General features: G+C 62.0%; 26 protein-coding genes and 1 other RNA gene. 4 read left to right on the forward strand and 23 right to left on the reverse strand.

Annotated elements, in window-relative coordinates:
• Positions 1-62 precede the first annotated feature (62 nt).
• The 10 genes from K7H22_RS05760 to mgtE form a co-directional block, all read right to left on the reverse strand.
• Complete coding sequence (locus tag K7H22_RS05760; RefSeq protein ID WP_230799783.1) at positions 63-662, reverse strand: LysE/ArgO family amino acid transporter; 600 nt, start codon at positions 660-662, stop codon at positions 63-65.
• Between the two features lie 361 nt (positions 663-1,023).
• The gene (locus tag K7H22_RS05765) at positions 1,024-2,418 is read right to left on the reverse strand and encodes an NAD(P)/FAD-dependent oxidoreductase (protein WP_230799784.1); all 1,395 of its coding nucleotides are present in this window, start codon (positions 2,416-2,418) and stop codon (positions 1,024-1,026) included.
• A complete protein-coding gene (locus K7H22_RS05770) occupies positions 2,415-2,702 on the reverse strand; it encodes a 2Fe-2S iron-sulfur cluster-binding protein (RefSeq protein WP_230799785.1) in 288 nt (95 codons plus the stop codon). The genes K7H22_RS05765 and K7H22_RS05770 overlap by 4 nt, the downstream gene beginning before the upstream one ends.
• A complete protein-coding gene (locus K7H22_RS05775) occupies positions 2,689-3,792 on the reverse strand; it encodes an NAD(P)/FAD-dependent oxidoreductase (protein ID WP_230799786.1) in 1,104 nt (367 codons plus the stop codon). The genes K7H22_RS05770 and K7H22_RS05775 overlap by 14 nt, the downstream gene beginning before the upstream one ends.
• 124 nt (positions 3,793-3,916) lie before the next feature.
• Positions 3,917-4,657: a YebC/PmpR family DNA-binding transcriptional regulator gene (locus K7H22_RS05780; RefSeq protein ID WP_230799787.1), complete on the reverse strand. Its 741-nt coding sequence runs from the start codon at positions 4,655-4,657 to the stop codon at positions 3,917-3,919.
• Between the two features lie 107 nt (positions 4,658-4,764).
• Complete coding sequence (locus K7H22_RS05785; RefSeq protein ID WP_230799788.1) at positions 4,765-6,543, reverse strand: SLC13 family permease; 1,779 nt, start codon at positions 6,541-6,543, stop codon at positions 4,765-4,767.
• 20 nt (positions 6,544-6,563) lie between these two features.
• Positions 6,564-7,517, reverse strand: coding sequence for a DMT family transporter (locus K7H22_RS05790; protein ID WP_230799789.1), 954 nt, complete (start codon positions 7,515-7,517; stop codon positions 6,564-6,566).
• A 5-nt stretch (positions 7,518-7,522) separates the two neighbouring features.
• Positions 7,523-8,335, reverse strand: a complete 813-nt coding sequence (locus K7H22_RS05795) for a TIGR00282 family metallophosphoesterase (RefSeq protein ID WP_230799790.1) — start codon at positions 8,333-8,335, stop codon at positions 7,523-7,525.
• A gap of 97 nt (positions 8,336-8,432) precedes the next feature.
• Positions 8,433-9,002, reverse strand: coding sequence for a 5-formyltetrahydrofolate cyclo-ligase (locus K7H22_RS05800; protein ID WP_230799791.1), 570 nt, complete (start codon positions 9,000-9,002; stop codon positions 8,433-8,435).
• Positions 9,003-9,012: 10 nt separating this feature from the next.
• A complete protein-coding gene (gene mgtE / locus K7H22_RS05805; RefSeq protein WP_230799792.1) occupies positions 9,013-10,422 on the reverse strand; it encodes a magnesium transporter in 1,410 nt (469 codons plus the stop codon).
• 129 nt (positions 10,423-10,551) lie between these two features.
• Here mgtE and guaD point away from each other — a divergent pair, with 129 nt between their 5' ends.
• A complete protein-coding gene (gene guaD / locus K7H22_RS05810) occupies positions 10,552-11,841 on the forward strand; it encodes a guanine deaminase (protein ID WP_230799793.1) in 1,290 nt (429 codons plus the stop codon).
• Positions 11,842-11,874: 33 nt separating this feature from the next.
• On the opposite strand, the gene K7H22_RS05815 is transcribed toward guaD, so the two are convergent.
• The 4 genes from K7H22_RS05815 to K7H22_RS05830 all read right to left on the reverse strand — a co-directional run bounded on the left by K7H22_RS05815 (position 11,875) and on the right by K7H22_RS05830 (position 15,170).
• The gene (locus tag K7H22_RS05815) at positions 11,875-12,306 is read right to left on the reverse strand and encodes a CAP domain-containing protein (RefSeq protein ID WP_230799794.1); all 432 of its coding nucleotides are present in this window, start codon (positions 12,304-12,306) and stop codon (positions 11,875-11,877) included.
• Between the two features lie 133 nt (positions 12,307-12,439).
• Entirely contained in the window at positions 12,440-13,795 is a 1,356-nt protein-coding gene (locus tag K7H22_RS05820; RefSeq protein ID WP_230799795.1) for an 8-oxoguanine deaminase, read from the reverse strand.
• Positions 13,796-13,904: 109 nt separating this feature from the next.
• Positions 13,905-14,714: an inositol monophosphatase family protein gene (locus K7H22_RS05825; RefSeq protein WP_230799796.1), complete on the reverse strand. Its 810-nt coding sequence runs from the start codon at positions 14,712-14,714 to the stop codon at positions 13,905-13,907.
• A gap of 51 nt (positions 14,715-14,765) precedes the next feature.
• Positions 14,766-15,170: a helix-turn-helix domain-containing protein gene (locus K7H22_RS05830; RefSeq protein ID WP_230799797.1), complete on the reverse strand. Its 405-nt coding sequence runs from the start codon at positions 15,168-15,170 to the stop codon at positions 14,766-14,768.
• Between the two features lie 250 nt (positions 15,171-15,420).
• Here K7H22_RS05830 and K7H22_RS05835 point away from each other — a divergent pair, with 250 nt between their 5' ends.
• The gene (locus K7H22_RS05835; protein WP_230799798.1) at positions 15,421-16,380 is read left to right on the forward strand and encodes an NADPH:quinone oxidoreductase family protein; all 960 of its coding nucleotides are present in this window, start codon (positions 15,421-15,423) and stop codon (positions 16,378-16,380) included.
• Positions 16,381-16,392: 12 nt separating this feature from the next.
• On the opposite strand, the gene K7H22_RS05840 is transcribed toward K7H22_RS05835, so the two are convergent.
• Positions 16,393-17,244, reverse strand: a complete 852-nt coding sequence (locus K7H22_RS05840; protein ID WP_230799799.1) for a LysR family transcriptional regulator — start codon at positions 17,242-17,244, stop codon at positions 16,393-16,395.
• Between the two features lie 120 nt (positions 17,245-17,364).
• Here K7H22_RS05840 and K7H22_RS05845 point away from each other — a divergent pair, with 120 nt between their 5' ends.
• Positions 17,365-17,607 carry a DUF1127 domain-containing protein gene (locus tag K7H22_RS05845; protein ID WP_230799800.1) on the forward strand — a complete coding sequence of 81 codons (243 nt, stop codon included), beginning with the start codon at positions 17,365-17,367 and terminating at the stop codon, positions 17,605-17,607.
• Between the two features lie 145 nt (positions 17,608-17,752).
• Positions 17,753-18,493, forward strand: coding sequence for a Bax inhibitor-1 family protein (locus K7H22_RS05850; protein ID WP_230799801.1), 741 nt, complete (start codon positions 17,753-17,755; stop codon positions 18,491-18,493).
• Between the two features lie 76 nt (positions 18,494-18,569).
• On the opposite strand, the gene K7H22_RS05855 is transcribed toward K7H22_RS05850, so the two are convergent.
• The 8 genes from K7H22_RS05855 to gatC all read right to left on the reverse strand — a co-directional run bounded on the left by K7H22_RS05855 (position 18,570) and on the right by gatC (position 24,151).
• Entirely contained in the window at positions 18,570-19,259 is a 690-nt protein-coding gene (locus tag K7H22_RS05855) for a VIT1/CCC1 transporter family protein (RefSeq protein ID WP_230799802.1), read from the reverse strand.
• A gap of 92 nt (positions 19,260-19,351) precedes the next feature.
• Positions 19,352-19,519 carry a 50S ribosomal protein L33 gene (gene rpmG, locus K7H22_RS05860; protein ID WP_008233681.1) on the reverse strand — a complete coding sequence of 56 codons (168 nt, stop codon included), beginning with the start codon at positions 19,517-19,519 and terminating at the stop codon, positions 19,352-19,354.
• 136 nt (positions 19,520-19,655) lie between these two features.
• On the reverse strand, positions 19,656-20,366 hold the full coding sequence (locus K7H22_RS05865; protein WP_230799803.1) for a DUF533 domain-containing protein: 711 nt from the start codon (positions 20,364-20,366) through the stop codon (positions 19,656-19,658).
• Positions 20,367-20,490: 124 nt separating this feature from the next.
• An RNA gene (gene rnpB, locus K7H22_RS05870) (RNase P RNA component class A) lies at positions 20,491-20,888 on the reverse strand.
• An 11-nt stretch (positions 20,889-20,899) separates the two neighbouring features.
• On the reverse strand, positions 20,900-21,595 hold the full coding sequence (locus K7H22_RS05875) for an N-acetylmuramoyl-L-alanine amidase (protein WP_419248157.1): 696 nt from the start codon (positions 21,593-21,595) through the stop codon (positions 20,900-20,902).
• Between the two features lie 21 nt (positions 21,596-21,616).
• On the reverse strand, positions 21,617-22,318 hold the full coding sequence (locus K7H22_RS05880; RefSeq protein WP_230799804.1) for a hypothetical protein: 702 nt from the start codon (positions 22,316-22,318) through the stop codon (positions 21,617-21,619).
• A 58-nt stretch (positions 22,319-22,376) separates the two neighbouring features.
• Entirely contained in the window at positions 22,377-23,864 is a 1,488-nt protein-coding gene (gene gatA, locus K7H22_RS05885) for an Asp-tRNA(Asn)/Glu-tRNA(Gln) amidotransferase subunit GatA (RefSeq protein ID WP_230799805.1), read from the reverse strand.
• On the reverse strand, positions 23,864-24,151 hold the full coding sequence (gene gatC / locus K7H22_RS05890) for an Asp-tRNA(Asn)/Glu-tRNA(Gln) amidotransferase subunit GatC (protein WP_230799806.1): 288 nt from the start codon (positions 24,149-24,151) through the stop codon (positions 23,864-23,866). The genes gatA and gatC overlap by 1 nt, the downstream gene beginning before the upstream one ends.
• Between the last annotated feature and the right edge of the window lie 133 nt (positions 24,152-24,284).

The following is a 24,284-nucleotide window of genomic DNA, read 5'->3' on the forward strand; positions in this document are numbered from 1 at the left end:
CAAGCCACGAAGCGGGGCGAGCTGCAAGGGCTGCAGGCAAAAACTTGTGCGCTCAGGATAACTTAACCGCCGCGGATCAGGCTTGCGGCAATCGTCCACATCAGCAGGCCCACCGCGAAATCCAGCACGCGCCATGCCTGCGGGCGGGCAAATAGCGGGGCCAAGCGCCGTGCACCATAGCCTAATGTAAAAAAGAACACGACGCTCGCCGTCATGGCGCCTAGCGCAAAACCAAGCCTGTCTTCATATTGCGCTGCCACAGCGCCGAGCAGCACGACTGTATCCAAGTAGACATGCGGATTCAGCCATGTCAGCGCCAGACAGGTCAGCAGAACAGGCCCCAGCGCCTCGCCTCCTTGCCCTTCGGCCACCAGAACAGCGCCCCCGCGCCATGCCGACAGGAAAGAGCGCGCGCCATAGACGACCAGAAACGCCGCGCCGCCCCAGCGCATCACCGGCTCAATCCACGGGGCGGCTTGCGTCAACCGGCCAAAGCCCGCGACACCGGCGGCGATCAGGATCGCATCGCTGAGCGCGCAGGTCAGACAGACCGCCAGCACATGCGAGCGCCGGATACCCTGACGCAGCACAAAGGCATTCTGCGCCCCGATCGCCATGATCAGCGACAGCCCCAGCCCGAACCCCGCCCCTATCGCCTGCATCACACACCCCGATTGTCCGTTTCATCTGCGCGTATCGGGGTGGCAAAGGCAGGTCAAGGCAACCTTGAACCTGTGGATAAAATCCTGCTCAGTTATCCACACAATAGCTAACAAGCTCTAAGCCTGTCGTGGATAAGCTCTGCCAATGATTGGGTATTTAATAAGCGTGCGCGGCTAAAATGATGTTGCCATCTCGTTCAGAACGAAAATTGAAAAGCCTTCCAAAGCGGTCTAGCCAGCTTCTTCATCCCTAAATGTGGACAAACCTGTGCACATCCTACAGCAAAACGATCACCGAACCCGGTTTCTTCTTGCCCGAAATATCCCCGGGGTCCGGGGCGGCGCCCCGGTTGCGCGGGCGCTATTCATCACCGCCATTGTCCAGTTGGGCCAATTCTCCAAGCGTGACGGGCTTGTAAGGCGGTCTGATGCGGAACATTCCGACAGCGGCTGGGCTGACCCCATGCGTTTGCGCCAGCAAGGCGGTAACGCTCAACCCGCAATAGCGCCCCTGACAAGGCCCCATCCCCACCCGTCCAAAGGCTTTGGCCTGGTTCGGTCCGGTGCAACCCAACCGCGCCCAATCGCGGATCTGTCCGGCGGTGACCTCCTCGCAGCGGCAGATGATCGTGGCATCGGTGGGGGCCAGAACCTGATCGGATGGCGGATAGGCGCGTTCCAGAAACGGACGCACGGCGCGTTCTGCCGCAAGCACAGCAAATGGTGCACGCGCTTTGGCATCCCGCGCGGCACTATCCATCCGGCCAAGCTGGTAGGCCACTTGCAAAGCCGCCACCTGGCCCGCCGACGCTGCTGCAATGCCCCCCGCAATCCCGGCCCCGTCACCGGCCACGAAAATACCTGCTGCAGAAGTCTCGCCCCAACGATCGCAGCGCGGCGCAAAAGCATGCTGGCCTTCCAGCCAGACATGCGCAAGCCGCAGCGCCTGACTGATCTGTGTATTTGGCACAACCCCCTGATGCAGTAACACCGTATTGCAAGCGATCCGCTGGCTGCGACCTTTAGCCGTGTATTCAATCGCTTCGGCTCTTTCCGTGCCGGTGATCCGCAGATCGCGCGCGCCGGTGATGCGCCGCACCCCAAAGCGGCGTAGTTCTGCCAGCAGGCCCACCCCCTTGACCAGACTTCGCCAGCCACGCGCGCCACGCGCCAGATGTGGCACTGCGCGCAGGATATCGCCTGCGCCTTGCGTCTCAATCAGTGCCAACGGCGGCTTGCCCGCCCGCGCCATCTGGACCGCCAGCAAATACAAAAGCGGCCCCGATCCCGCCAGCACACAGCGCTCCGGCACCAGCCCAGACGCCTTGAGCAAGATCTGCCCCGCCCCCGCTGTCATCACGCTGGGAAGGGTCCAGCCCGGCACCGGCACGGGCCGCTCCAGTGCGCCAGTGGCCAGGACCAACCGCGCGCACCGTATTTGCGCGGCGTGCCCCTGTTGCGAATAGCTGACGGTGATGCCCGTCGCACCCGGTTCAATCTGCCAGACAACGGCCCCTACCAGATAGCGCCCCCCCCCCGCCTGCATCGCCCGCGCCAGCATTGCACCCACCGGATAGTCCCGTCCCAGCAACGCAGCACGAGTGGCGCCGCCCTGCGTTACCGCGCGGTAAATCTGCCCGCCCGGTCCGGTCTGCTCGTCCAGAACCGCCACGGTCAGACCCGCTGCTGCTGCTTCGGACGCCGCGGCCATGCCAGCGGGTCCGGCCCCGACCACGATCAGATCGGCTGAGTTCATGTCCCCACCTGACCGGCCGGACGCGACAGAACCAAGCCCGCTTGCACCTGCACCATGCAGGCTTGACGTGTCACGCCATCCACTTCGATCAAACAATCGAAACAGGCCCCCATCATGCAGAACGGCCCGCGCGGCGCGCCCAAAACCGGCGTGGCGCGAAACCTGTCGATCCCCGCCCCTAGCAAGGCCGCCGCCAGATTGGCCCCATCCGGCAGATCAACGGGCTGGCCGTCCAGCGTCACCGGGACAAGCGGTCTGTCGGGATCAAGATCATGAAAGCGCAAAGCGGGCCTCACTGAACGCGTCCAGATCGGGGGCATCCGTCGCCGCGTCCAGCCAGCGCGGCAGCAGCAGTGCATGCGCGGCAGCCAGCGTGATACCGGAATGGCAGGTCACAAGACTGACCCCGGGCAAGGTCGCGCTGCGGGCGTAGATCGGCAATCCGTCCGGCGACATGATCCTGAGGGCAGCCCAGCTTCGCACCATCTGCGCGCTGGCCAGACGCGGCATCACTGCTACGGCTTGTGCTGCAATCGCGGCGGCGGTCGGCGTGGACACGCGGTCGTCCAACCCCACCTCTTCCGCGCTGGCCCCGATCTGGATACCGCCCTCGTCGACCTGCCGGATCGTGGCAGAGGGGCGGTTCATCAGCTTGGGCAGTTTTTCGGTCACCAGTACCTGCCCGCGTTGCGGACGCACAGGCGCGGAAAACCCCAGTTTCGGGCCAAGCTCCATCGTGCCAAGCCCTGCACATAGCACCACCTGCGCCGCCTCGACCGGTTGACCCGAAGCGCAGATGATCCGCAAGGCACCACCCTTGGCCTCGACATCCGTGACGGCCTGTCCGGCCAGCACCTGCCCGCCAAGGCGGCGCACATCCACCGCCAGCGCGCGCAACAGGCGTAGCGGGTTCACGTGACCATCCTGATGATGCAGGATCGCACCCGCGACACGCGGCCCAACCTCCGGCTCCTCGCGCTTGAGCGCGTTATGTCCCAGCACCTCGAACGGGTAATCCCCGCGCAAGGCATCGCGTAGCGCGGCATAGCGGGCGACCGTGGCCTCCAGTTTGGCCTCGTCCAAATGGAAGTCGTATCCGCCCTCTTGCCGCAAGGACAGATCGACCCCCGCCCCTGCCCCCAGTTCGGCGGCAAAGCCCTGCCACAACGCAGCCGACCGCTGCGTCCAGCGTGCATAGGCGGGATTGCCCAAGCCTTTGGATTGCACCCAAATCAGGCCGAAATTACCACGGCTGGCGCGAAAGCTGCCATCATCGCCATCCAGCACGATCACGCTTTTTCCGGCCCTGAGCAGGCCCCATGCCACGCTAAGCCCGACAATCCCCCCGCCAATGATCGTGTAATCCGCCTGCACCCGTCCGCCTGACCCGTTGTCTGTGACGCTTCAGTCTTGGCAGGCCCAAACGCGGTTGTCACGACCCTGCAACGCAAAAGGGCACCCCGGCGGGACGCCCTTGCATGTCACTGACCGGACGGGATCAAAGCTGACCCATTACCTCGTCGCTGGCCTCGAAATTGGTGGTGACGCGTTGCACGTCATCATCATCTTCCAGCGCATCGACAAGCTTCATCAGTTTGGTCATGCTGTCCAGATCCATCTCGGTCGTGGTGGTGGGTTTCCAGACCAGCTTGGTGCTGTCGGATTCGCCCAGAACACCCTCAAGCGCGGTAGCAACCTCGTTCAGATCGGTATCGGCGCACCAGATTGTATGGCCGTCCTCACTGCTTTCCACATCCTCGGCACCGGCCTCGATCGCAGCCATCAGCACGGTATCGGCATCGCCCACCTTCGCGGGATAGGTAATCTCGCCCTTGCGGTCGAACATGAAGCCCACCGATCCGGTCTCGCCCAGATTGCCGCCGTTCTTGGTGAAAGTCGAGCGCACGTTGGATGCGGTGCGGTTGCGGTTGTCGGTCATCGCCTCGACGATGATCGCCACACCATTGGGGCCATACCCCTCGTAGCGGATTTCCTCGTAATTGTCGCCCTCGCCGCCGATGGCTTTCTTGATGGCGCGTTCGATCACATCCTTGGGGCAAGATTGCGATTTCGCTTCCTTCACCGCCAATCGCAGACGCGGGTTCTTTTCGGGATCCGGATCGCCCATCTTGGCGGCCACGGTGATTTCCTTGGACATCTTCGAGAAGAGCTTGGCGCGCACCGAATCCTGACGGTTCTTGCGATGCTGGATGTTTGCCCATTTTGAATGGCCGGCCATTGGTGTCTCCGTCTGCCTGTCTGGTTCATCTGTCCGCGATCAGCGTCTCTATATGTCAGCAGACAGGCGGGCTGCAAGACCAGTCGCAACGGGCAAGATACGGCGCGCTACAGTGGCCAGATAAACGGGATCAATGCCGCCGACAACAACCCCACCGAGATATTGAGCGGCACGCCGACCCGCAGGAAATCGGTGAAGCGGTACCCGCCGGGACCATAGACCAGCATATTGGTCTGGTAGCCGATCGGTGTGGCAAAACTGGCCGAGGCCGCCACCATCACCGCCACGACCAGCGGACGCGGATCAATCCCCATCGCTTGCGCCAAACCTATGGCAATCGGCGTCACAACCACGGCCACCGCGTTATTCGATACCATCTCAGTCATCACCGAGGTCAGCAGATAAATCGCCCAGATGATGAAAAACGGCGGCAGATCGGTCAGCGCGGGGGCCACGCCCTGCGCGATCAGGTTGACTGCACCGGTATGTTCCAGTGCCGCACCAATCGCGAGCATGGCAAAGATCAGCGCCAGCAACCGCCCCTCGACAAAGGAAAACGCCTCATCCGCGTCGATGCAACCGGTCAGAAGGACCACCGCCATCGCCAGAACAGCCAGAGACAGGATCGGTGCCACACCAAGCCCCGCCAGAACCACGATGGCCAGCAGCGACACGATGGCCACCGGCGCATGGCCGCGCCGGAAAGCGCGGGCAGACGGATGCGAGACATCAACCAGATCCATTTCCGCCGCAAGGCGCTGGATATCGGCGGGCGCACCTTCCAGCAGCAATGTATCGCCCACGCGCACGACCAGTTCATCCAGTTGCCGCCCGATATTCTGGTTCCGCCGGTGCACCGCCAGCGGATAGACGCCGAAGCGCCGCCGCAAGCGCAACGAGCCGAGCGAGCGGCCCACCATCTTGCAACCCGGCGTGATCAGCACCTCGACGGTCGATGTCTCAACAGCCGAGACCTGATCCATCCGCTTGAGGCTTTTGTCGCGTTGCAGGCTCAGCAATTCGGTCATTTGCGTGCGCAGAACCACACGGTCCCCCACCTCCAGCATCACGCCTTGCAAATCACGTCGCAGCGACTGGTCGCCTCGCACCACGTCGATCAGGCGGACACCCTCGCGTTTGAACAGTTGCACACCCGTCACCTCGCGCCCGATCAGGTTGCTATCGGGGGGAATGACCGCCTCGGTAAAGAACTTCATGCGGCTCTTGTCGGACAGCATATTCGCCATGCTGTCGCGGTCCGGCAACAGCCAGGGTCCGGCAAAGCGAAGATAGATCATGCCCCAGGTGACAAGGATCACCGCCAGGGGCGTGACCTCGAAGATCGTGAAACCTTTCATCCCTTGCGCCCGCGCCACACCATCCACCAGCAGGTTGGTCGACGTGCCGATCAGGGTCAGCGTTCCCCCCAAGATCGCGGCATAACTGAGCGGGATCAAAAGTTTGCTCGCTGAAATGCCCATGGTCCGCGACAGTTGCACGAAAACCGGCAGCATCACCACAACCACGGGCGTGTTGTTCATGATCGCCGAGGCCAGAACAACAAAGACCATCAGCATCACAATGGCCGTGCGCGGATGGGTCCGCGCGCGCCGGTCCGCAACCGAAGTAAAGGCATCCAGCGCCCCTGTCCTTACAAGGGCCCCCATCACGATAAACATCGTGGCAATCGTCCATGGTGCAGGGTTTGCCATGACGGTCAACGCCTTGTCATAAGGCAACAGCCCCAGCACCAGCATCAGGGACGCCCCGCCAATCGCGACAACCTCGGCCGGATAGATCTCTTTGATGAACATCACAAACATACCCAAAACGACAATCAGGCACAGGATCGCTTGGGTGTTCTGGGGTAACTCGAAAACTGTCATCATTATTCCTGCACAGGTGCTCAGGGGCGGATGTCACTGTCGCCGAAGCCAGTCAGCGGGGCAAGCACCGCTTTGGGGCGCGGCTGCACCAATGCCATACCCGCCATCATCAGCACCATCGCCGCCCAGATCATAGGCGCATATCTTTCGTCCAGCAGCAGCATCGCCCAGATTACGCCAAATCCCGTCACCAGATAGCTGACCTGCACGGCAAAGACCGATCCGGCCCGCCCGATCAGCCAAACAAAAGAGGTATAGACCAGCACATGCACGACCGAGGAAGACACAAGCGACCATTCGGCAACCCCGAAAGGCGTGAACGGGCTGATCCAGTGGCCGGACGCCAGCATCAGCGGGGCCACCATCACCGCCCCCGCACTCGATGCCCCTAACAGCACCTGCACAGGGTCCAGCCCCGCGGTGCCCCACCTTGCCACGTAATTGCCTTCGAACGCGTAGCAGAGCGAAGCAAGAATCGCGACCGGCACCCAAGCCACCATCGCGGCATCCGGCAGGCTCGTCTCGGGCAACACCAGAAACGCCACACCCAGCAGGCCCAGCAGCAGACCTGACAGGCGACGCATGCTGAACCGCTCCAGCCCCAGACCCAGCGCGATGGGAAAAGCCATCATCGGGATCAGCGACAGCAGGATCGACAACACGCCCGAGGGCAGATGCACCGCCGCCTGATAGGAGGCGGTATTGGGCAGGACCGTGCCGATCAGGGCAATCGTGGCATAGACACGCAAGGCCGGACGGGTCAGCGGCAAGCGACGTCCGGTCGCCCGCGCAATCACCGCCATGAGGACCGCGCCGATCACCAACTGCCAGAAAATCAGCCCGAAATGGCCATGCCCGGTGCTGACCGCCAGCTTCGTCAAGGGTTGGGTGATACCCCAGCCCGCGCCTAGAACGATCAGCAGACCGAACAACGCCGACCGCTCGCCTGCCGCGCTGCCAAGATACGCGCGCACCAGCGTCAGGGCCCCGACACGTCCAGCCGCCCGCCCTGACGGATCGCGCGCACTTTGATGGCGCGGCCCGTCATGTCGTCGGTTTCGACATAGAGACCCGACAAGGTGCCCTCGCCCATCGCGGGGGTGAAGCGGCTCTTGGCCATGCCAGTCACAAAGCGGCGCAGCGGCTCGACCTTGTCCATGCCGATGACACTGTTGTAATCGCCGCACATACCCGCATCGGACTGGAACGCCGTGCCCGATGGCAGGATCATCGTATCGGCGGTCGGCACATGGGTATGCGTGCCCACCACAACACTGGCGCGCCCGTCGCAGAAGTGGCCCATTCCCATTTTCTCGCTGGTGGCCTCGCAATGGATATCGACCAGCGCCGCCTGCACGGACCCGCCCAGCGGATGCGCCGACAAGACCTGATCCACCGCCGAGAAAGGATCGTCGAAAGCGCGCTTCATGAACACGTTGCCCAGCACCTGCGTCACCAGAATCTTGCGCCCCCGCGCATCCGAAAAGACGCGGTGCCCGCGCCCTGGCGCGCCTTTGGCATAGTTCAGCGGGCGCAGAATGCGCGGCTCTGCCTCGATATATTGCAGCATGTCTTTCTGATCGAAGGCATGGTCACCCAGCGTCAGGCAATCCGCGCCGGCTGCCAGCAGAACCTTGGCATGATCGGCTGTCAGCCCTGACCCGCTAGAGGCGTTCTCGCCATTGACGACGACGAAATCCAGCTTCCACTCCGTCCGCAGGCGCGGAAGGTTCTCGGATATAGCCTGCCGTCCGGCACGGCCCATGACATCGCCAAGGAACAGAATTTTCATCTCTAAAGGCCTAGGGCGAATGCTGGCGCCCGACAAGGGTCAAGCAGCGGCCACCGCCGATTATTTCCGTGCCGCAGCTTCATCTTGCCGCAAATACTCATCTACGGGTCGCGTCGGGTAAAATGACTTCGCGTTCGGTGACGATCAGGTCCAGCGGTTGGTCTGTCGGTTCCAACGGCAGTTCGCCAGCCTCCTGCGCGGCAAAGGCAAAGCCCACGGCCAGCACCGCCCCGCGCGCGCGCAGCGCTTCCAGCGTACGGTCATAGAAGCCGCCGCCATAGCCCAGACGCCCACCGCGCCGGTCGAAACCCACCAGCGGCACGATCAGCACCTCCGGCTCCAGCCAGTCTGTCACCGCAGGCACCATCGCGCCGAATGCGCCCGAGGCCATCGCACCATCCGGCGTCCACTGCGCAAAACGCAAAGGCAACCCCTTGCCCTGAATGACCGGCACACAGACAGGACCGGCCCCGGCCATCAGGGTCATTGCCGCCAGCGGGCTGATCTCGGTCCGCATCGGCATATATCCCGCCAGCACCTTGCCCGCATGCGGTGCCAGAACCTTGACCAGCAAACCAGCATGATCCGGCCCCAACGTCTCGAATGCGGTTTTGCGCCTGTCGAACGCGGCGCGGCGCGCCTCTGCCTTCATCGCGTTCAGGTCCATGCCAGCCACCCTACATCAACACGGCAGCAGCAAGGCCGAGGAAGGCGAAAAAGCCCACGACATCGGTCACAGTCGTCACGAAAGGTCCCGAGGCCAGCGCTGGATCGATACGGAACCGTTCCAACGCCATCGGGATCACGATCCCGCCCAGCGCCGCGGCAACCTGTGTCATCAGCATCGCCACGCCGATCACCACCGCAAGCATCGGCACACCGAACCAGACGCCCGCCACCAAAGCCATCAGCAAGCCGAAGATTACACCGTTCAGCGCGCCTACAGCGACTTCGCGCCGTATTACGCGCCATGCGTTCTGCGCTGTCAGGTCGCGTGTTGCAATCGCCCGCACCGCCACGGTCATGGTCTGCGTACCTGCATTTCCCCCCATCGAGGCCACGATCGGCATCAGAACTGCCAAGGCGACCATCTGGTTGATGGTCTCGGCAAAAGCGTCGATCACCAGCGAGGCAAGGATCGCGGTCAGCAGGTTAACGAAAAGCCAGACCGCCCTGCCTTTGGCGGCTTCAAGGATTGTATCCGACAGGCTCGATTCCTCGCTCACACCCGCCATTCTGAGGATGTCTTCCTCATGCTCCTCGTCCAGCACGGCCATCGCGTCATCAATCGTGATGATACCCACAAGCCGCCCGTCATCATCCACCACAGGGGCCGAAATCAGGTGATACTGGTTGAACGCATAGGCGACATCGCCCTCGTATTGGGTGACGGGGATCTTGTGGAAGATCTCCTCGGTAATGTCGCGCAGCGTCACGTCGCGGCGCGAGCGCATGATCTTGCCCAGCGTGACATTGCCCACCGGATGCAGGCGCGGATCGACCAGCACCATATGATAGAACTGGTCCGGCAACTCTTCGGAATTCCGCAGAAAATCAATCGCCTCGCCCACGGTCCAGTGCTCGGGGGCCATCACCACCTCGCGCTGCATCAGGCGACCTGCGGAATATTCCGGATAGGTCATCGCCTGCTGCACCGCGACGCGGTCGGCATCTTCCAGCGCGTCCAGAATGGCGCCCTGCTGCGGCGCATCCAGATCTTCCAACAGATCGACCACGTCGTCGCTGTCCAGTTCGCGCACGGCATCGGCCAGAACCTGCGGGCTCAGCATGCCGATCACATCCTCGCGGATGCTCTCATCCAGTTCCGACAGAATGTCGCCGTCGAATTCCAGACCGTAAAGATTGATCACCGCCCGCCGGTCGGCACTGCTGATCTGTTCCAGAAGGTCCGCAATATCCGCCGCATGCAGCGGTTCCATCAGCGCGGTCAGAAGGGCGGCATCCCCTGCTTCCACAGCATCCAGAATGGCGCCGACGGTGCGACGCTCCAGAGTGTAGCGGCCCTCGGCATTGCTGTCGCCGGGAGTGTCTGCAGACCGATCAATCACGTCATCGTTCTCTGCCATGTTACCCTCCTGTGCGCGCTGGGGCCTACTTAGCGGAAAGGTCTGGCCGGAAACAATGCCTTCACACCCTCAAAGCCGCGATTTACCTTGCTTTTGCATCACAATAGAGTGGCAGAAAAAGGATATAGAATGCCCTCACAAACCCTTCTGCTGGGACAGACGCTTAGCTTTGTCGCCGATCCCTTTGCCGACGGCCCCGCGGCAGCCCGCCATGACAGCGCCGGCGGCGTGCTGGTCGCGGACGGGCATATCATGGAGGTGGGGCATGGTGCCGATCTGCGCGCGGCATATCCGCAGGCGCAAGTGGTCGATCACGGCCAGGCCCTGCTGATAGCGGGTTTCGTCGATGCCCATGTGCATTATCCGCAGACCGGTATCATCGCAAGCTGGGGTAAACGGCTGATCGACTGGCTGAACAGCTATACCTTTCCCGAAGAGATGCGTTTTGGTGATCCGGCCTATGCTGCTGATATTGCATCTCAATATCTTGACCTGACGCTGGCACATGGGACCACCACCGTTTGCAGCTATTGCACGATCCATCCCGAAAGCGTCGATGCGATCTTCACCGCAGCGCAGGCACGCGGACAGCGGATTGTAGCGGGCAAGACCTGCATGGACCGCAACGCGCCGGACGGCCTGCGGGACACCGCGCGAACGGCCTATGATGACAGCCGCGCGCTTTTACAAAAATGGCAGGGGGTTGACCGGTTGTCCTATGCCATCACGCCGCGTTTCTCGCCGACATCAAGCGTGGCGCAACTTGAAGCGCTGGGGGCTCTGTGGGCCGAACATCCCGATTGCCTGATGCAAACCCATCTGAGCGAGCAGATCGACGAGATCGCATGGGTGCGCGGACTTTTTCCTGAAGCCCGTGACTATCTGGATACCTACGAGGCGCATGGCCTGCTTGGCGCGAACGGGCTTTACGGCCATACCATTCATCTTGAGCAACGCGAGAAGGACCGTCTGCGTGAGGTAGGCGCGGCCTTGGTGCATTGCCCGACCTCGAACACGTTCATCGGATCGGGACTTTTCGACATGGCGGGGTTGGTAGCGGCAGGGCAGCGCGTCGGGCTGGCCACTGATACAGGCGGCGGCTCCAGTTTCTCGATGTTGCGGACGATGGCAGCCGCCTACGAGATAGGCCAGCTCCGCGGCACGCCGCTTCATGCTGCACAACTGCTGTGGCTGGCCACGGTTGGATCAGCGCGCAGCTTGCGGCTGGACGACCGGATCGGCAATCTGGCGCCAAGAATGGAGGCGGATATCATCGCCCTTGATCTGGCATCGACCCCCGCCATCGCACAGCGCAGCGCAAGGGCTACCGATATCTGGGAAGCGGTATTCCCCACCATCATGATGGGTGATGACCGCGCCATTGCGGCTACATGGGTCGCAGGAAAAAGGCTGGTTTAGGAACAGACCAAAGGCCGGCGCAGGTGTCAGGGATCAGCAGGGCCGGCCCATGACCAGAACCCAACTCCGCCCCACAGCGGCAAAGCCGTAATGGGTGACACTGCGCGACAACGCGTTGCGTCGGTGCCCGGGCGATCTGTACCAACCGTCCATCACCTTCGCGGGATCACGAAAGCCCATCGCGATATTCTCGTTCACACTGCGATAGCAAAAGCCCTGCCGTTTAACCCTTTGGGCAACAGTCGACCCGTCAGTGCCACGATGCGACATGAACCCGTTGCGCGCCATATCGGTGGCATGGGCCTGTGCTGCGGCCATCAACAACTGGTGGGGTTGCACAGCATGGACCCCATGCGCCGCCCGTTGCGCGTTCAAGGCCTGATCGACATATCTGTCGGCGCTGGCAAATGCGGGCGATGCCGGTGTCAGCACCATTGCAAGAATGGTCAAGATTGTGCGGATCATGGTCCCTCGTCCAATGCAGCGGATGTGAGTGCTTTCCGTTTTGCTAAGTCATTTTGGTAAAAATATGACCGTTTGACCAGATAGCTTGCCACAATTGAGCGAAAATCCACCGAATCACCGCTCGATCATCGCCCTAGCTTGCCAAAAAAAGCGCAAGCCGGCGCTGTTCCTCCAGAATGCGGGGCATGTCGATGGTGGCAATCTGCCCTTGCCGCACGACGCGGCGGCCCTCGACCAGCAGATCGCGTACACGGGTCGGTCCCGCCAGCACCAGCGCCGCAGGGTCCCAGCTTCCCGCGCTTTCAATCCCCGAGACATCCCAGATGGCAATGTCGGCGCGTTTGCCAATGCTCAAGCGTCCGCAATCAGGCCGCCCCAGCACATCGGCTCCGCCACGGGTGGCGATTTCGAGCGCCTCGCGCGCACCCATCTTGTCGGCCCCCATCGTCACGCGCTGCAACAGCATGGCTTGACGCGCTTCAAGGATCAGGTTGCCGCTGTCATTGCTGGCCGATCCGTCCACACCCAGACCAACGGGCACGCCCGCATCGCGCATCGCCCGCAGCGGGGCGACACCCGACCCAAGGCGGCAGTTCGAACAGGGGCAATGCGCCACGCCCGTGCGGCTGCGGGCGAACAGACCGATCTCGTCGCTGTCCAGCTTGACGCAATGCGCGTGCCAGACATCCGGTCCGGTCCAGCCCAGATCCTCGGCATATTGACCGGGGCGGCAGCCAAATTTGGCCAGTGAATAGGCGATATCCTCGTCATTCTCGGCCAGATGAGTATGCAGCATCACGCCCTTGTCCCGCGCCAGCAAAGCCGCATCGCGCATTAGCTCGCGGCTAACCGAAAAGGGCGAACAGGGTGCAATACCGACACGGCACATGGACCCCTCGCGCGGGTCGTGGAAGGCGTCGATCACGCGGATGCAATCGTTCAGGATATCGCCTTCCCGTTCGACCAGATCATCGGGCGGCAATCCACCCGCGCTTCGCCCGATGCTCATCGCGCCGCGCGTGGGATGAAACCGCAAACCCAGATCGGCGGCGGCATGGATCGTATCCTCCAGCCGCACGCCGTTGGGATAAAGATAGAGATGATCTGAAGACAACGTGCAGCCCGACAGCGCCAGTTCGGCCAAACCCGTCAGCGCGCTGATCCGCATTTCCTCGGGTCCGAACTTTGCCCAGACCGGATAGAGTGTCTGCAACCAGCCAAACAGCAGCGCATCCTGACCGCCGGGTACCGCCCGCGTCAGGCTTTGATAGAGGTGGTGATGCGTGTTCACCAGACCGGGAGTCACAACACAACCCGCCGCATCAAGCATATCAGCCTGTGGATGGTGGCGGGCAAGGTCGGGACCTATGGCAGCGATCACGCCACCGCGGATCACGATATCCGCACCGCGCAATTCGGTGCGGCCATCGTCCATTGTCAGGATATGATCCGCATTGCGGATCAGGATTTCAGTCGCTTGGGAGATCATGGTCAAGGGCGCCTTTTATCAATCAGCGCCCCCTCGTGAACTGGGCGCGCACCGGAAAGGGGCCAAGAGGCGCGCACAGGTTCAGGTTAACGCGACAGCCCGCGCGGGATCAAGCCGGAACCTGGCGCAATATCCCCAACGCCGCTTCATGTTGCGCGGCACCAGCAGCGGCCAGAATGCGCCCGCCGTGATGGGCTGGCCCGCCCTGCCAGTCGGTCACGATACCGCCCGAAGCCTTGATCACCGCGATGGGGGCGTGAACATCGTAGTTGCTCAACCCTGCCTCGATCACCAGATCAATTTGTCCCGCCGCCAGCAAGGCATAGGCGTAGCAATCCATCCCGTAGCGCACCAGTCGGGTTTGCGCGGCGACGGACTGGAATCCGGCCTGTTCGACAGCCGTGCCCACCTCTGGGAAGGTCGTGAACAGGATGCTTTCGGACAAGGGCCGCGAGCCGCGCACCCGCAACGCGCCTTCACCCATCGGCCCGCGCATACCGGCTTGACCGAAGCCGCCCCAGAAACGCTCGCCAATATAAGGCTGGTCGATAATCCCGAAAAGCGGTCCGTTCTGGTCAGAGAGTGCGATCAGCATCCCCCATGTCGGTGTGCCGGACAGAAAGGCGCGGGTGCCGTCCACAGGGTCCAATACCCAAGACAGGCCGGATGTACCCGTGGTCACGCCGAATTCTTCACCCACGATCGCATCATCTGGCCGCATTCGGACAAGAACATCGCGCATGGCCAGTTCGGCCGCACGGTCTGCTTGCGTGACGGGATCAAACCCGCCCGCCAGTTTGTTGTCAGCGGCAAGGCCGGAAGACCGGAACCACGGCAACACCGCTGCACGCGCCGCATTTGCCACTGCATGCGCTGTCGCACTCAAGGCGACTTTATCGGATGAAGTAAGACCGGCCATATTGCCCCCTGCTGCCTGTTGGCGCTTGGGTATCGCAGCCGGGCCTTCGCCTCAAGCCACGTCGGACAGTACGCGCGCCAGATCGAACAGACGCCGACGCTGGTTTTCCGGTATTGCATAATAGGTGCGGACCAGATCCATCGCTTCGCGGTCGCCCATCAGGTCGGCCGCACCGCTGGCCAGCGGCGGCGCGGGACGGTCCGGCATGTTCTGGACAACCGAGATGGCGGGCAAGGCCGACGGCAGGCCTTCGAAAAAGAAGCTCACCGGAACGCCCAGACTGTCGGCTATATCCCACAGCCGCGACGCGCTGACGCGGTTTGCACCCGTTTCATATTTCTGGATTTGCTGGAACTTGATACCGACCTGTTCGGCCAGCTGCTGCTGAGTCATTCCCAACAGCCAACGGCGATGCCGGATACGTTTTCCGACGTGCACATCGACGTGATGCGTCATACTTGGTCCTCTCACTCATACAACGATCCAACCATTTTGGCGACGCCCCTTATTGGCACCAAACGACCGGACCACACTCTTCACGCTGTGTTGTTACACCAAAATGCTTTACAACAATAACAATTTTCGCACCAAGCCTGTCGCAGTATGGTCGAATTATGGTTATGCGGGCACGTGTTACGCTTTGCGCTTGGGAAAACTCTTGCAATAAGCATGCCAGCCACTCTTTTAACGCGAACAGGAAACGCAGATGCGCGCCTATTACAAAGCAACCGCCGAGGCCCCTGCAACCGTGACGCAGATCGACGTACCACACCCGGGCCCGGGACAGATCCTTCTGAAAATAGCGGCTTGCGGGCTGAATTTTGCGGATTTGCTGATGCTGAAAGGCCAGTATCAGGACACGCCCGCCCTGCCCTTCACCCTCGGAATGGAGGTTGCAGGCACGGTCGAGGCTTTGGGCGATGGCGTAACAGGCCCGCCTGTTGGCACACGTGTCGCAGTCTTTGGCGGGCAGGGCGGACTGGCCGACTATGGCTGTTTCGATGCGGAGCGCGCCGTGCCCCTGCCCGACATGATGAGCATGACCGATGCGGCGGCGTTCCTGATCGCCTATGGCACCTCGCATCTGGCGTTGGATCACCGTGCCCGCATGCAACCCGGAGAGACCCTGCTGGTGCTGGGCGCCGCAGGCGGTGTCGGCCTGACAGCGGTCGAGGTCGGCAAGCTGATGGGGGCCACAGTGATTGCCTGCGCGCGCGGTGCCGACAAGCTTGCGGCGGCGCGACAGGCAGGGGCCGATCACCTGATTGATGCGGCAACGGATGATATCCGCGCAGTCGTCAAATCGCTGGGCGGGGCCGATGTGGTCTATGACCCTGTGGGCGGCGATCAATGGCAGGCTGCCTTCCGCGCCTGCAAACCCGAGGCCCGCCTTCTGCCGATCGGCTTTGCCAGTGGCGAGGTGCCGCAAATTCCCGCCAACCATCTGTTGGTCAAGAACCTGAGCGTCCTGGGCGTCTATTGGGGCGGCTATATGAAATTCCGGCCCAAAGCAGTCACGGACAGCCTGCGCGTTCTGATGGGGTGGTATGCCGAGGGCCGGATAAAGCCCCATGTCAGCCATATCCTGCCGCTGGAACAGGTCGACGCGGGGCTGGAACTGCTCAGATCGCGCGCATCGACAGGCAAGGTTGTGATAAAGCTGTAACCAGCGAGCGCGCTACAACCCCTGATAGGCCTGCCGCAACAATCCGCCCAACTGGGTCAGCACCTCGCCGCGCGCCCGGTCCAGACCGTACATGTTGATATTCTGCCGCGTCAGTTCGGGCAGCGCTCCGCCGTGGTCGATCTGTTCCAGATGGCGCGGCTGCATCCCTTCAATCATCGTGTTGATGCCAAGATCGGCGCTGACTGTCGCCTCGATCGTGCGGTCTGATTCGGTCTCGACAGACAGTTCCCAGTTGATCCCTGCCGCATCCAGTGCCGCGATAGCGCCTTTGCGGAAGATGCAGTGGCGCCCGAAAACCAGACGCAAGGGCCGTTGCCGCCACGCGGCACCACCCGGCGCGCCCACCCATTTCAGCGGTAGCGAGGTCAGCGTTTCCCCGCCGGATTCCACTTCGGTTTCCGTGGTCAGGATGATGTCGCATTCGCCCCGCATATAGCGCGTTTTGAGATCGCGCGTCGGTGTTGTGACCAGTTGCACCTTCATCCGCGGAAACATCACATTAAAACGTTGCAACACGCTCGGCACGGCGGGCAGCACGATATCATGCGGCACCCCCAGAACGATCTCACCCTCATAAACCTGATCGGTCAGCCGGCACATGACCTCGTCGTTCATCTCGACCATGCGCCTTGCATAACCCAACATCTGCTGGCCTGCCGCAGTCAGGCTGATATTCCGGCTGGACCGGTCCAGCAGATTCAGGCCCAGCACCTCTTCCAGCCTTTTGAGTTGCATCGACACGGCGGATTGGGTCAGGTGCAGATGCCCAGCCGCGCGGGTTACCCCGCCAAGGTCGGCCACCGCCACGAAAGAGCGCAATGTGGTGATATCGAGGTTCCGCATTATCAGTTTCCGTGATTCATTGGGTCAAAAACATTCATTTTTCTTATGTTTCAGTCGCCCCTATCTATCAAGCAGAATGATGCTTCTGTCATCCACATCACATTTGTGAAAGTCGAATCCATGTCTTTGCCCCTGTTGACGCCGCGCTCTTCCCTTGGCTCCGACCGCTTTCCCGGTCTGACATTTCCAAGCTTGGCGGCGGCAATGCGCCACCTTTCGAACATGCGCGCGATCCGCCGCCAAAGGGTCAGACTGGCCACTCTGGATCAGGCAGCGCTGGACGATATGGGCATCAGCCGTGCCATGGCCGAGACCGAGGCGGCTCGCCCAGTCTGGGACGTTCCGGATGGCTGGCGCGACTGAATCTGCATCTCCACAAGACTGTGACTAAAATGCACGGCGAAAAAGCATGTTTCGGCACCGGAAAACCTTGAAAACGCGGGTCTCCTCTCCGATATTGATCTCAATACGTCCATAAGGGCGTGCGTGTCATTTATCGGAGGCTTCAATGGCTGAGTACAACACTTTCCGGACGGCGACGGCAGGCGTTCGCACCGCCCAGATTGACGAGGGTCTTCGCGCCCACATGAACAAGGTCTACGCGACCATGTCCGTCGGCATGCTGATCACCTTTGCAGTGGCTTGGGCCGTTGGCACCAGCCCCGCATTGCTGGGTATCTTCCGGGATCCCGTCACACTAAGCCCGAACATTCTGGGCTGGATCGTTATGTTCGCTCCGCTGGCAATGGTTTTTGGCTTCTCGGCCATGATCAACCGTTTCTCGGCAGCAGCGGCACAAACATTCTTCTATGCGTTCGCGGCTGTCATGGGCCTGTCGCTGTCGTGGATTTTCGTGGCCTTCACCGGCTTCTCGATCGCACAGGTGTTCCTTGTGACCTCGATCGCCTTCGCGGGCCTGTCGCTCTGGGGCTACACCACGAAAAAAGACATCTCGGGTTGGGGCGCGTTTCTGATCATGGGCGTGATCGGTCTGGTCGTGGCTTCCATCGTCAACATCTTCCTCGGCTCGCCCGCGATCATGTTCGCGATTTCGGTGCTGGGTGTGCTGATCTTTGCCGGTCTGACCGCCTATGACACCCAGAACATCAAGAACACCTATGTCGCCCACGCCGCACATGGTGATCAGGAATGGCTGGCGAAAGCAGGGATCATGGGCGCTCTCAGCCTGTACCTGAACTTCATCAACATGTTCATGATGCTGCTGTCACTGTTCGGCAACCGCGAATAAACCGCGCAGAAACTGCCAGAATGCAAAGGGCCGGTCGTTTGACCGGCCCTTTTTCATTCACGCCTGTGATCAGCGGTCAGACATGCACCCCGAACAATCGCCCCACTCCCGAGGTGACCAGCATCGCAAGGCATCCCCAGAACACCACACGCCGGATCGAGGGCAGCATCGGTGCCCCCCCCATACGTGCGCCCGTCCCGCCCAGAACAACCAGCGCCAGCAGCGCCACAACCGCCACGACGACACCGGTCTGTCCCTGCGGCGCCAGCGCCGCACCGGCCAGGGGCATCCCCGCCCCCAGCGCGAAACTGAGCGACGACGCCCAAGCCGCTTGCAAGGCATTGGCATCACCCGCCAGACCGTGCATCCCCAACTCCTCGCGCGCATGGGCACCCAGCGCATCGTGGTCCGTCATCTGCTGCGCCACTTCCAGCGCCAGCCCTGTTTCGACACCGCGCGCCTCCAGACCTTCGGCCAGTTCGGACAATTCGTAATCGGGATCATCCTCCAGCGCGATGCGCTCGCGCTCCAGGTCGGCAGTCTCGATATCCTGCTGGGTCGAGACCGAGACATATTCCCCTGCCGCCATTGACAGCGCGCCCGCAGTCAGTCCGGCAAGGCCTGCCAGCAAGACACCGCTGCGGTCCATTCCGGCTGCGGCAACGCCGACAAGCAGGCTGGCGGTCGAGACAATCCCGTCATTTGCCCCCAGAACCGAAGCACGCAGCCAGTTGCTGCGATTGATGAAATGGCCTTCTTTGGGCATGGCAATTGGTCCTGAAACTCATTCGCAACGGGGCAGAAATGAAAAAGGCCACGCGCGCGGCGTGGCCCTGATCCAACAGAATGGAAGATCGCTTACTTGATCTTGCCTTCTTTATACTCGACATGCTTACGCACAACGGGGTCATATTTCTTGATCACCATCTTCTCGGTCATGGTGCGGGCGTTCTTTTTGGTCACGTAAAAATGGCCCGTGCCCGCGGTCGAGTTCAGACGGATCTTGATTGTCGTCGGCTTCGCCATTGGTGTTCTCCTACGCCGGACGACAAGGTCGCCCGTAAATTCCTAGAACACGGCTTTTACCCGCGCACACACCAGAGTCAACAGACAAAGGCGGACAGCGGCGCTGTTTTTCGCGCGACCGCCCGTTGCAACCAGATCAGACCGTCGGACGCCCCATCGTTTCATGCAGCGCATCGCGTTCCGCGTCGCTCATGCCCAGCGCCTGCGCCAGATTGCGAAGATAGCTGCGCTCGGCCTCGGTATCGACCTGCACCGCCATCAGGGCCGCGGAATAGACCTGCCCGCGCATCTGTGTGCCGGTATCGCGCGCAAGACCCGCCACATCCACGGGTGCAGCCAATTCCGCCTCGACAAAGGCGATTTCCTCGTCAGTGGCGTCGCCCAGATGATCAAGGATTGCCGCCCGCTCCTCGGCATCAATCGCACCGTCCGCCTTGGCGGACTGGATCATGGCGCGGATCATCAGCTTTGCATTCTCCTCGGACACCTGCCCCATGGCGGTGCCTTCCGTCATGGACGACATCAGGCCACCAAGCCCTGCCGCGCCTGCGCCGGCCATGCCGGTCATCGCGCTCATCAGGCTGCCAAGACCCGTTTCCGTTGCGGTCGTCATCTCGGCCGCACCTTTGCCGAAACGGTCGAACATGCCGCGCAACTGTTCTTGCTGGACAGGCAGACCCATTTTTTGCGCCATCGCGCCGATATCATCGGCCATGCCGCCGGGCTGCCCGGCTTTGCGCAACGCATCCTTGACACCAGCTGTGCCCCCCATATCCCTGACCTTTTGCATCCCTTTGGCGGCTGCAAAGCCGACAGCCAACGTGGCCAATGTCTTGACGAAACTCATGTGCAATTCCTTTCCGCGACAGAATGGATGCACCATAACGCAGAGTTTGCGACAGGCGCGCAAAATTTTTGTGTCCAACGCCTTTGTGGCAACATCGCGCTACGGGTATTTCTGGCCAGATGAAACGCGCGGAAGGCCTGTAAGCCGGATTCTGTCCAAGGGGTTGCCCCCTCTGGATGACCATTCATCTTGAGACCGCGTTACCGCGACCCCTCTAGCTGCCAACCCGGACCTCTGGGTCAAAGCCTGCCCTGCGGTGATATCGGCGAACCGATCAACCCGCGCGAGGTCCCTATTCGGCATTGCTCCTGGTGGGGCTTGCCGTGCCGGTCCTGTTGCCAGTCCCGCGGTGGGCTCTTACCCCACCGTTTCACCCTGACCGCGCCGAAGCACGGCGGTTTGTTTTCTGTGGCGCTTTCCCTTGGGTTACCCCAGCCGGGCGTTACCCGGCACCATTGCCTTGTGGAGTCCGGACTTTCCTCGGGCCGATAGACCCCGACCCGCGATCATCCAGCCTTCCGCGCAAGCCCCACTTAGGCGCTGTGCCGCGCGCGGTCAACGGGGAAGCGATGCGCCAGATCGGCGACGATCTGGCGGTCGGTGTCGTCGGGGGCCATCGCGCCGCGCAGATGCGGGCGAAACCGCAGGCGCAAGGCAGTCAGCACAGCGCCTTGCGGGTCGGCACAACCGGCGGGCGGGTGCCAGCCAGCGCGTGCCGCATCCGCCATGAAATCCCCGGCCGGCCGGCTGCCAGCCAGATCAGGCCAGACCGACAGGCCCCGCCGCGCCAGACGACGCCAGTCAAAGCGCGGTCCGGGATCGGATTTTCGCAATGGCGCCATATCGGAATGGCCGATCACCCGTTCGGGCGGGATATCCCAGCGCGCCATAATCCCTGCCAGCAGCTCTTCCAGAGCCGCCATTTGCGGATCGGCAAAAGGGTGATCGCCCGTATTGGCCAGTTCAATCCCGATCGAGCGGGAATTGACGTCGCAAACATCGCCCCAGCGCCCTGCACCGGCATGCCATGCGCGCAGCACTTCTTCGACCATCTGCCAGATCTGGCCTTGTCCGCCGATCAGGTAATGCGCTGATACCTCGGCCAGCGGGTCGCACAAGCGCGCCAGCGCATCCTCGGCGGTCTGCATCGCTGTATAGTGTATCACGATCATATCAGGCCGCGCGCCCTCACGGCGGGCGCCGTGATTGGGCGAGGGGCAGGACAGCACCGTCACAACGCTGTATCCGGCTTAGTTGCGGACAGCAGCACGGAAAGGACGCGGATCCCAGTCGCAGGCAAAACCGTCCCCGTCCGGGTCCAGCCCGCGCCGGTCACGCTGCGGCCCGCCACGCGCCAGAAAGTCGATCTGCGCCTGATCCGCCGAGGCATATTCAGCGCAGTTGCGTTCATAGTTCTGGAAACCGATCGAACTGCGACGATAAAGCGAGGTGCCTTTGGGGTTTGTCGTCCTGAGGGCGTATTCCACGATATTGGGCCCGCCATCCCCCGACCGGCTAGGCAGCTCGGTGGGCTGAATCACCTGATATTGCGCGCGGTTGCGGGCAATCTGGGCGGCATCGGACTCAATCGAGCGCAGGTCGGCCACGCGGTCGAAATTGTTCTCCTGCGAAATCCCTGCCGCATTCACAGCCACAGGGGCCGGATTGGACGGGCTGGCTTCCAGCGGTGTACGACCCAACGCGGCGGCGGTCTCGGCTGCAAGACGTTCCGGCGAATCGGCATCACCCGTTGCATCAAGCGGTGCGCTGGACACCGACGAGGGCGGCGGCAGGGATGCACCGCCCTGCAACTGCTGCTCGCGCTGCGCCTGATAATCACTGTAATTCCCGAATCCGACACCGGCGGCACTGTCCGGCACTTGCGGCGCACAGGCCGCCAGCGTTCCCAATGCCAGCAAGGAAAGAACCGAAATGCGATAACTCACGTTCATCTACTCTGCCTCATACTCGATCAGGCCAGTTCTTATGTCCGGCAAGATGCGAAGGGGATTACCACCATTTTCCGGGCTTTGCCACAAAACCTGCAGCCTGTTCGAGCGCATAGGCGGTGTTCAGCAAATCGCCCTCTTCCCACGGACGCCCGATCAGTTGCAGCCCCAGAGGCAGCCCCTGCCCGTCCAGTCCGGTCGGGACCGCGACCCCAGGCAATCCAGCCAGATTGACCGTCACAGTGAACACATCGTTGAGATACATCTGCACCGGATCGGCATCTTTCATCTCGCCCAGACCAAAGGCCGCTGACGGGGTGGCCGGTGTCAGGATCGCGTCGATCCCTGCGGCGAAGACGTCATCGAAGTCGCGCTTGATTAGGGCGCGGACTTTGCGGGCGCGGTTGTAATAGGCGTCATAGAAACCCGCCGACAAGACATAGGTGCCAACCATGACACGGCGCTGCACCTCGTGGCCGAAGCCCTCGGCGCGCGTCTTTTCATACATTTCGGTGATACCATCGCCCTGCCCCAAAGCCGCGCGGTGGCCGTAGCGCACACCGTCATAGCGGGCGAGGTTCGATGACGCCTCGGCGGGGGCAATCACGTAATAAGCGGGCAGCGCGTATTTGGTATGCGGCAGGCTGATCTCGCGGACCTCGGCCCCTGCGGATTTCAGCATGTCAGTGCCGTCAGCCCAAAGCTTCTCGATCTCGGCGGGCATACCATCCATGCGGTATTCCTTGGGAATGCCGATAACTTTGCCTCTGATATCGCCAGTCAGCATCGCCTCGAAATCCGGCACGGCCAGATCGGCGCTGGTGCTGTCCTTTGGGTCATGCCCCGCCATGGCACCTAGCATGATCGCGGCATCGCGCACCGTCTTGGTCATCGGTCCAGCCTGATCCAGCGAAGAGGCAAAGGCCACAACGCCCCAGCGCGAGCAGCGCCCGTAGGTCGGCTTGATCCCCACGATACCTGTAAAGGCCGCAGGCTGGCGGATCGAGCCGCCGGTATCGGTGCCGGTCGCGGCCAGACACAGATCAGCGGCCACAGCGGCAGCAGAACCGCCAGACGAGCCGCCCGGCGTCAAGCCGGTATCATCATTGCCGCGCCGCCAGGGGTTGATCACATTGCCGTAGGTGCTGGTCTCGTTCGAACTGCCCATGGCGAACTCGTCCATGTTCAGCTTGCCCAGCATGACGCTGCCTGCATCGAAAAGCTGCTGCGTCACGGTAGATTCGTATTCGGGCAGAAAGCCTTGCAGGATGCGGCTGGCGGCCTGTGACGGCACACCCTTGGTGCAGAACAGATCCTTGACGCCGATCGGCAGGCCACACATCGCGGGTGCCTCGCCCTGTATCAGACGCGCATCAGCAGCGCGGGCCTGATCGCGCGCGATTTCCGGTGTGTGATGGACAAAGGCGTTCAGCGCCCCTGCGCCTTCGATCTCGGTCAGGCAAGCCTCGGTCAGCTCAAGGCTGCTGACCTCGCGCGCGCGCAGTTTGTCACGGGCTTCGGCCAGCGTCAGTTTGGTCAGATCACTCATTATTCCACCACCTTCGGAACCGCAAAAAAGCCCTCGCGCGCGTCGGGCGCATTCTTGAGGATCTGCGCCTGCCGGTCGCCATCGTTCACCAGATCCTCGCGCCGCTTCAGGCGCATGGGCGTCACGGATGTCATCGGCTCGATCCCGTCCACATTCACCTCGTTCAACTGTTCGATGAAACCGAGGATCGTGTTGAACTCGGCGGCCAGCGCCGGCAGCGCCTCGGGCTCGACCTTGATACGGGCCAGTTTCGCCACGCGGGCGGCGGTTTCGGGTTCGATCGACATGGCAGGTCTCCGGATGTCTGACAGCTTGCCCCTGCGTTTAGCGTCCACTGTCCGCGCCCGCAAGCATATGCCTGCCGGAAAGCGCGATCATCCGGCCTGCTCTGGCGTTGCTGGCTTCTTCTTGCCTCAAATA

Origin of the sequence: Seohaeicola saemankumensis (genome assembly GCF_021021435.1) — a bacterium.
GTDB lineage: Bacteria > Pseudomonadota > Alphaproteobacteria > Rhodobacterales > Rhodobacteraceae > Seohaeicola.

Excerpts from the sequence above, each read along its gene's own strand:
- K7H22_RS05760 (WP_230799783.1), bottom strand. The coding sequence starts at position 662 with ATGCAGGCGATAGGGGCGGGGTTCGGGCTGGGGCTGTCGCTGATCATG.
- K7H22_RS05765 (WP_230799784.1), bottom strand. The coding sequence starts at position 2,418 with ATGAACTCAGCCGATCTGATCGTGGTCGGGGCCGGACCCGCTGGCATG.
- K7H22_RS05780 (WP_230799787.1), bottom strand. The coding sequence starts at position 4,657 with ATGGCCGGCCATTCAAAATGGGCAAACATCCAGCATCGCAAGAACCGT.
- K7H22_RS05785 (WP_230799788.1), bottom strand. The coding sequence starts at position 6,543 with ATGACAGTTTTCGAGTTACCCCAGAACACCCAAGCGATCCTGTGCCTG.
- K7H22_RS05795 (WP_230799790.1), bottom strand. The coding sequence starts at position 8,335 with ATGAAAATTCTGTTCCTTGGCGATGTCATGGGCCGTGCCGGACGGCAG.
- K7H22_RS05800 (WP_230799791.1), bottom strand. The coding sequence starts at position 9,002 with ATGGACCTGAACGCGATGAAGGCAGAGGCGCGCCGCGCCGCGTTCGAC.
- mgtE (WP_230799792.1), bottom strand. The coding sequence starts at position 10,422 with ATGGCAGAGAACGATGACGTGATTGATCGGTCTGCAGACACTCCCGGC.
- guaD (WP_230799793.1), top strand. The coding sequence starts at position 10,552 with ATGCCCTCACAAACCCTTCTGCTGGGACAGACGCTTAGCTTTGTCGCC.
- K7H22_RS05815 (WP_230799794.1), bottom strand. The coding sequence starts at position 12,306 with ATGATCCGCACAATCTTGACCATTCTTGCAATGGTGCTGACACCGGCA.
- K7H22_RS05820 (WP_230799795.1), bottom strand. The coding sequence starts at position 13,795 with ATGATCTCCCAAGCGACTGAAATCCTGATCCGCAATGCGGATCATATC.
- K7H22_RS05825 (WP_230799796.1), bottom strand. The coding sequence starts at position 14,714 with ATGGCCGGTCTTACTTCATCCGATAAAGTCGCCTTGAGTGCGACAGCG.
- K7H22_RS05830 (WP_230799797.1), bottom strand. The coding sequence starts at position 15,170 with ATGACGCATCACGTCGATGTGCACGTCGGAAAACGTATCCGGCATCGC.
- K7H22_RS05835 (WP_230799798.1), top strand. The coding sequence starts at position 15,421 with ATGCGCGCCTATTACAAAGCAACCGCCGAGGCCCCTGCAACCGTGACG.
- K7H22_RS05840 (WP_230799799.1), bottom strand. The coding sequence starts at position 17,244 with ATGCGGAACCTCGATATCACCACATTGCGCTCTTTCGTGGCGGTGGCC.
- K7H22_RS05845 (WP_230799800.1), top strand. The coding sequence starts at position 17,365 with ATGTCTTTGCCCCTGTTGACGCCGCGCTCTTCCCTTGGCTCCGACCGC.
- K7H22_RS05850 (WP_230799801.1), top strand. The coding sequence starts at position 17,753 with ATGGCTGAGTACAACACTTTCCGGACGGCGACGGCAGGCGTTCGCACC.
- K7H22_RS05855 (WP_230799802.1), bottom strand. The coding sequence starts at position 19,259 with ATGCCCAAAGAAGGCCATTTCATCAATCGCAGCAACTGGCTGCGTGCT.
- rpmG (WP_008233681.1), bottom strand. The coding sequence starts at position 19,519 with ATGGCGAAGCCGACGACAATCAAGATCCGTCTGAACTCGACCGCGGGC.
- K7H22_RS05865 (WP_230799803.1), bottom strand. The coding sequence starts at position 20,366 with ATGAGTTTCGTCAAGACATTGGCCACGTTGGCTGTCGGCTTTGCAGCC.
- K7H22_RS05880 (WP_230799804.1), bottom strand. The coding sequence starts at position 22,318 with ATGAACGTGAGTTATCGCATTTCGGTTCTTTCCTTGCTGGCATTGGGA.
- gatA (WP_230799805.1), bottom strand. The coding sequence starts at position 23,864 with ATGAGTGATCTGACCAAACTGACGCTGGCCGAAGCCCGTGACAAACTG.
- gatC (WP_230799806.1), bottom strand. The coding sequence starts at position 24,151 with ATGTCGATCGAACCCGAAACCGCCGCCCGCGTGGCGAAACTGGCCCGT.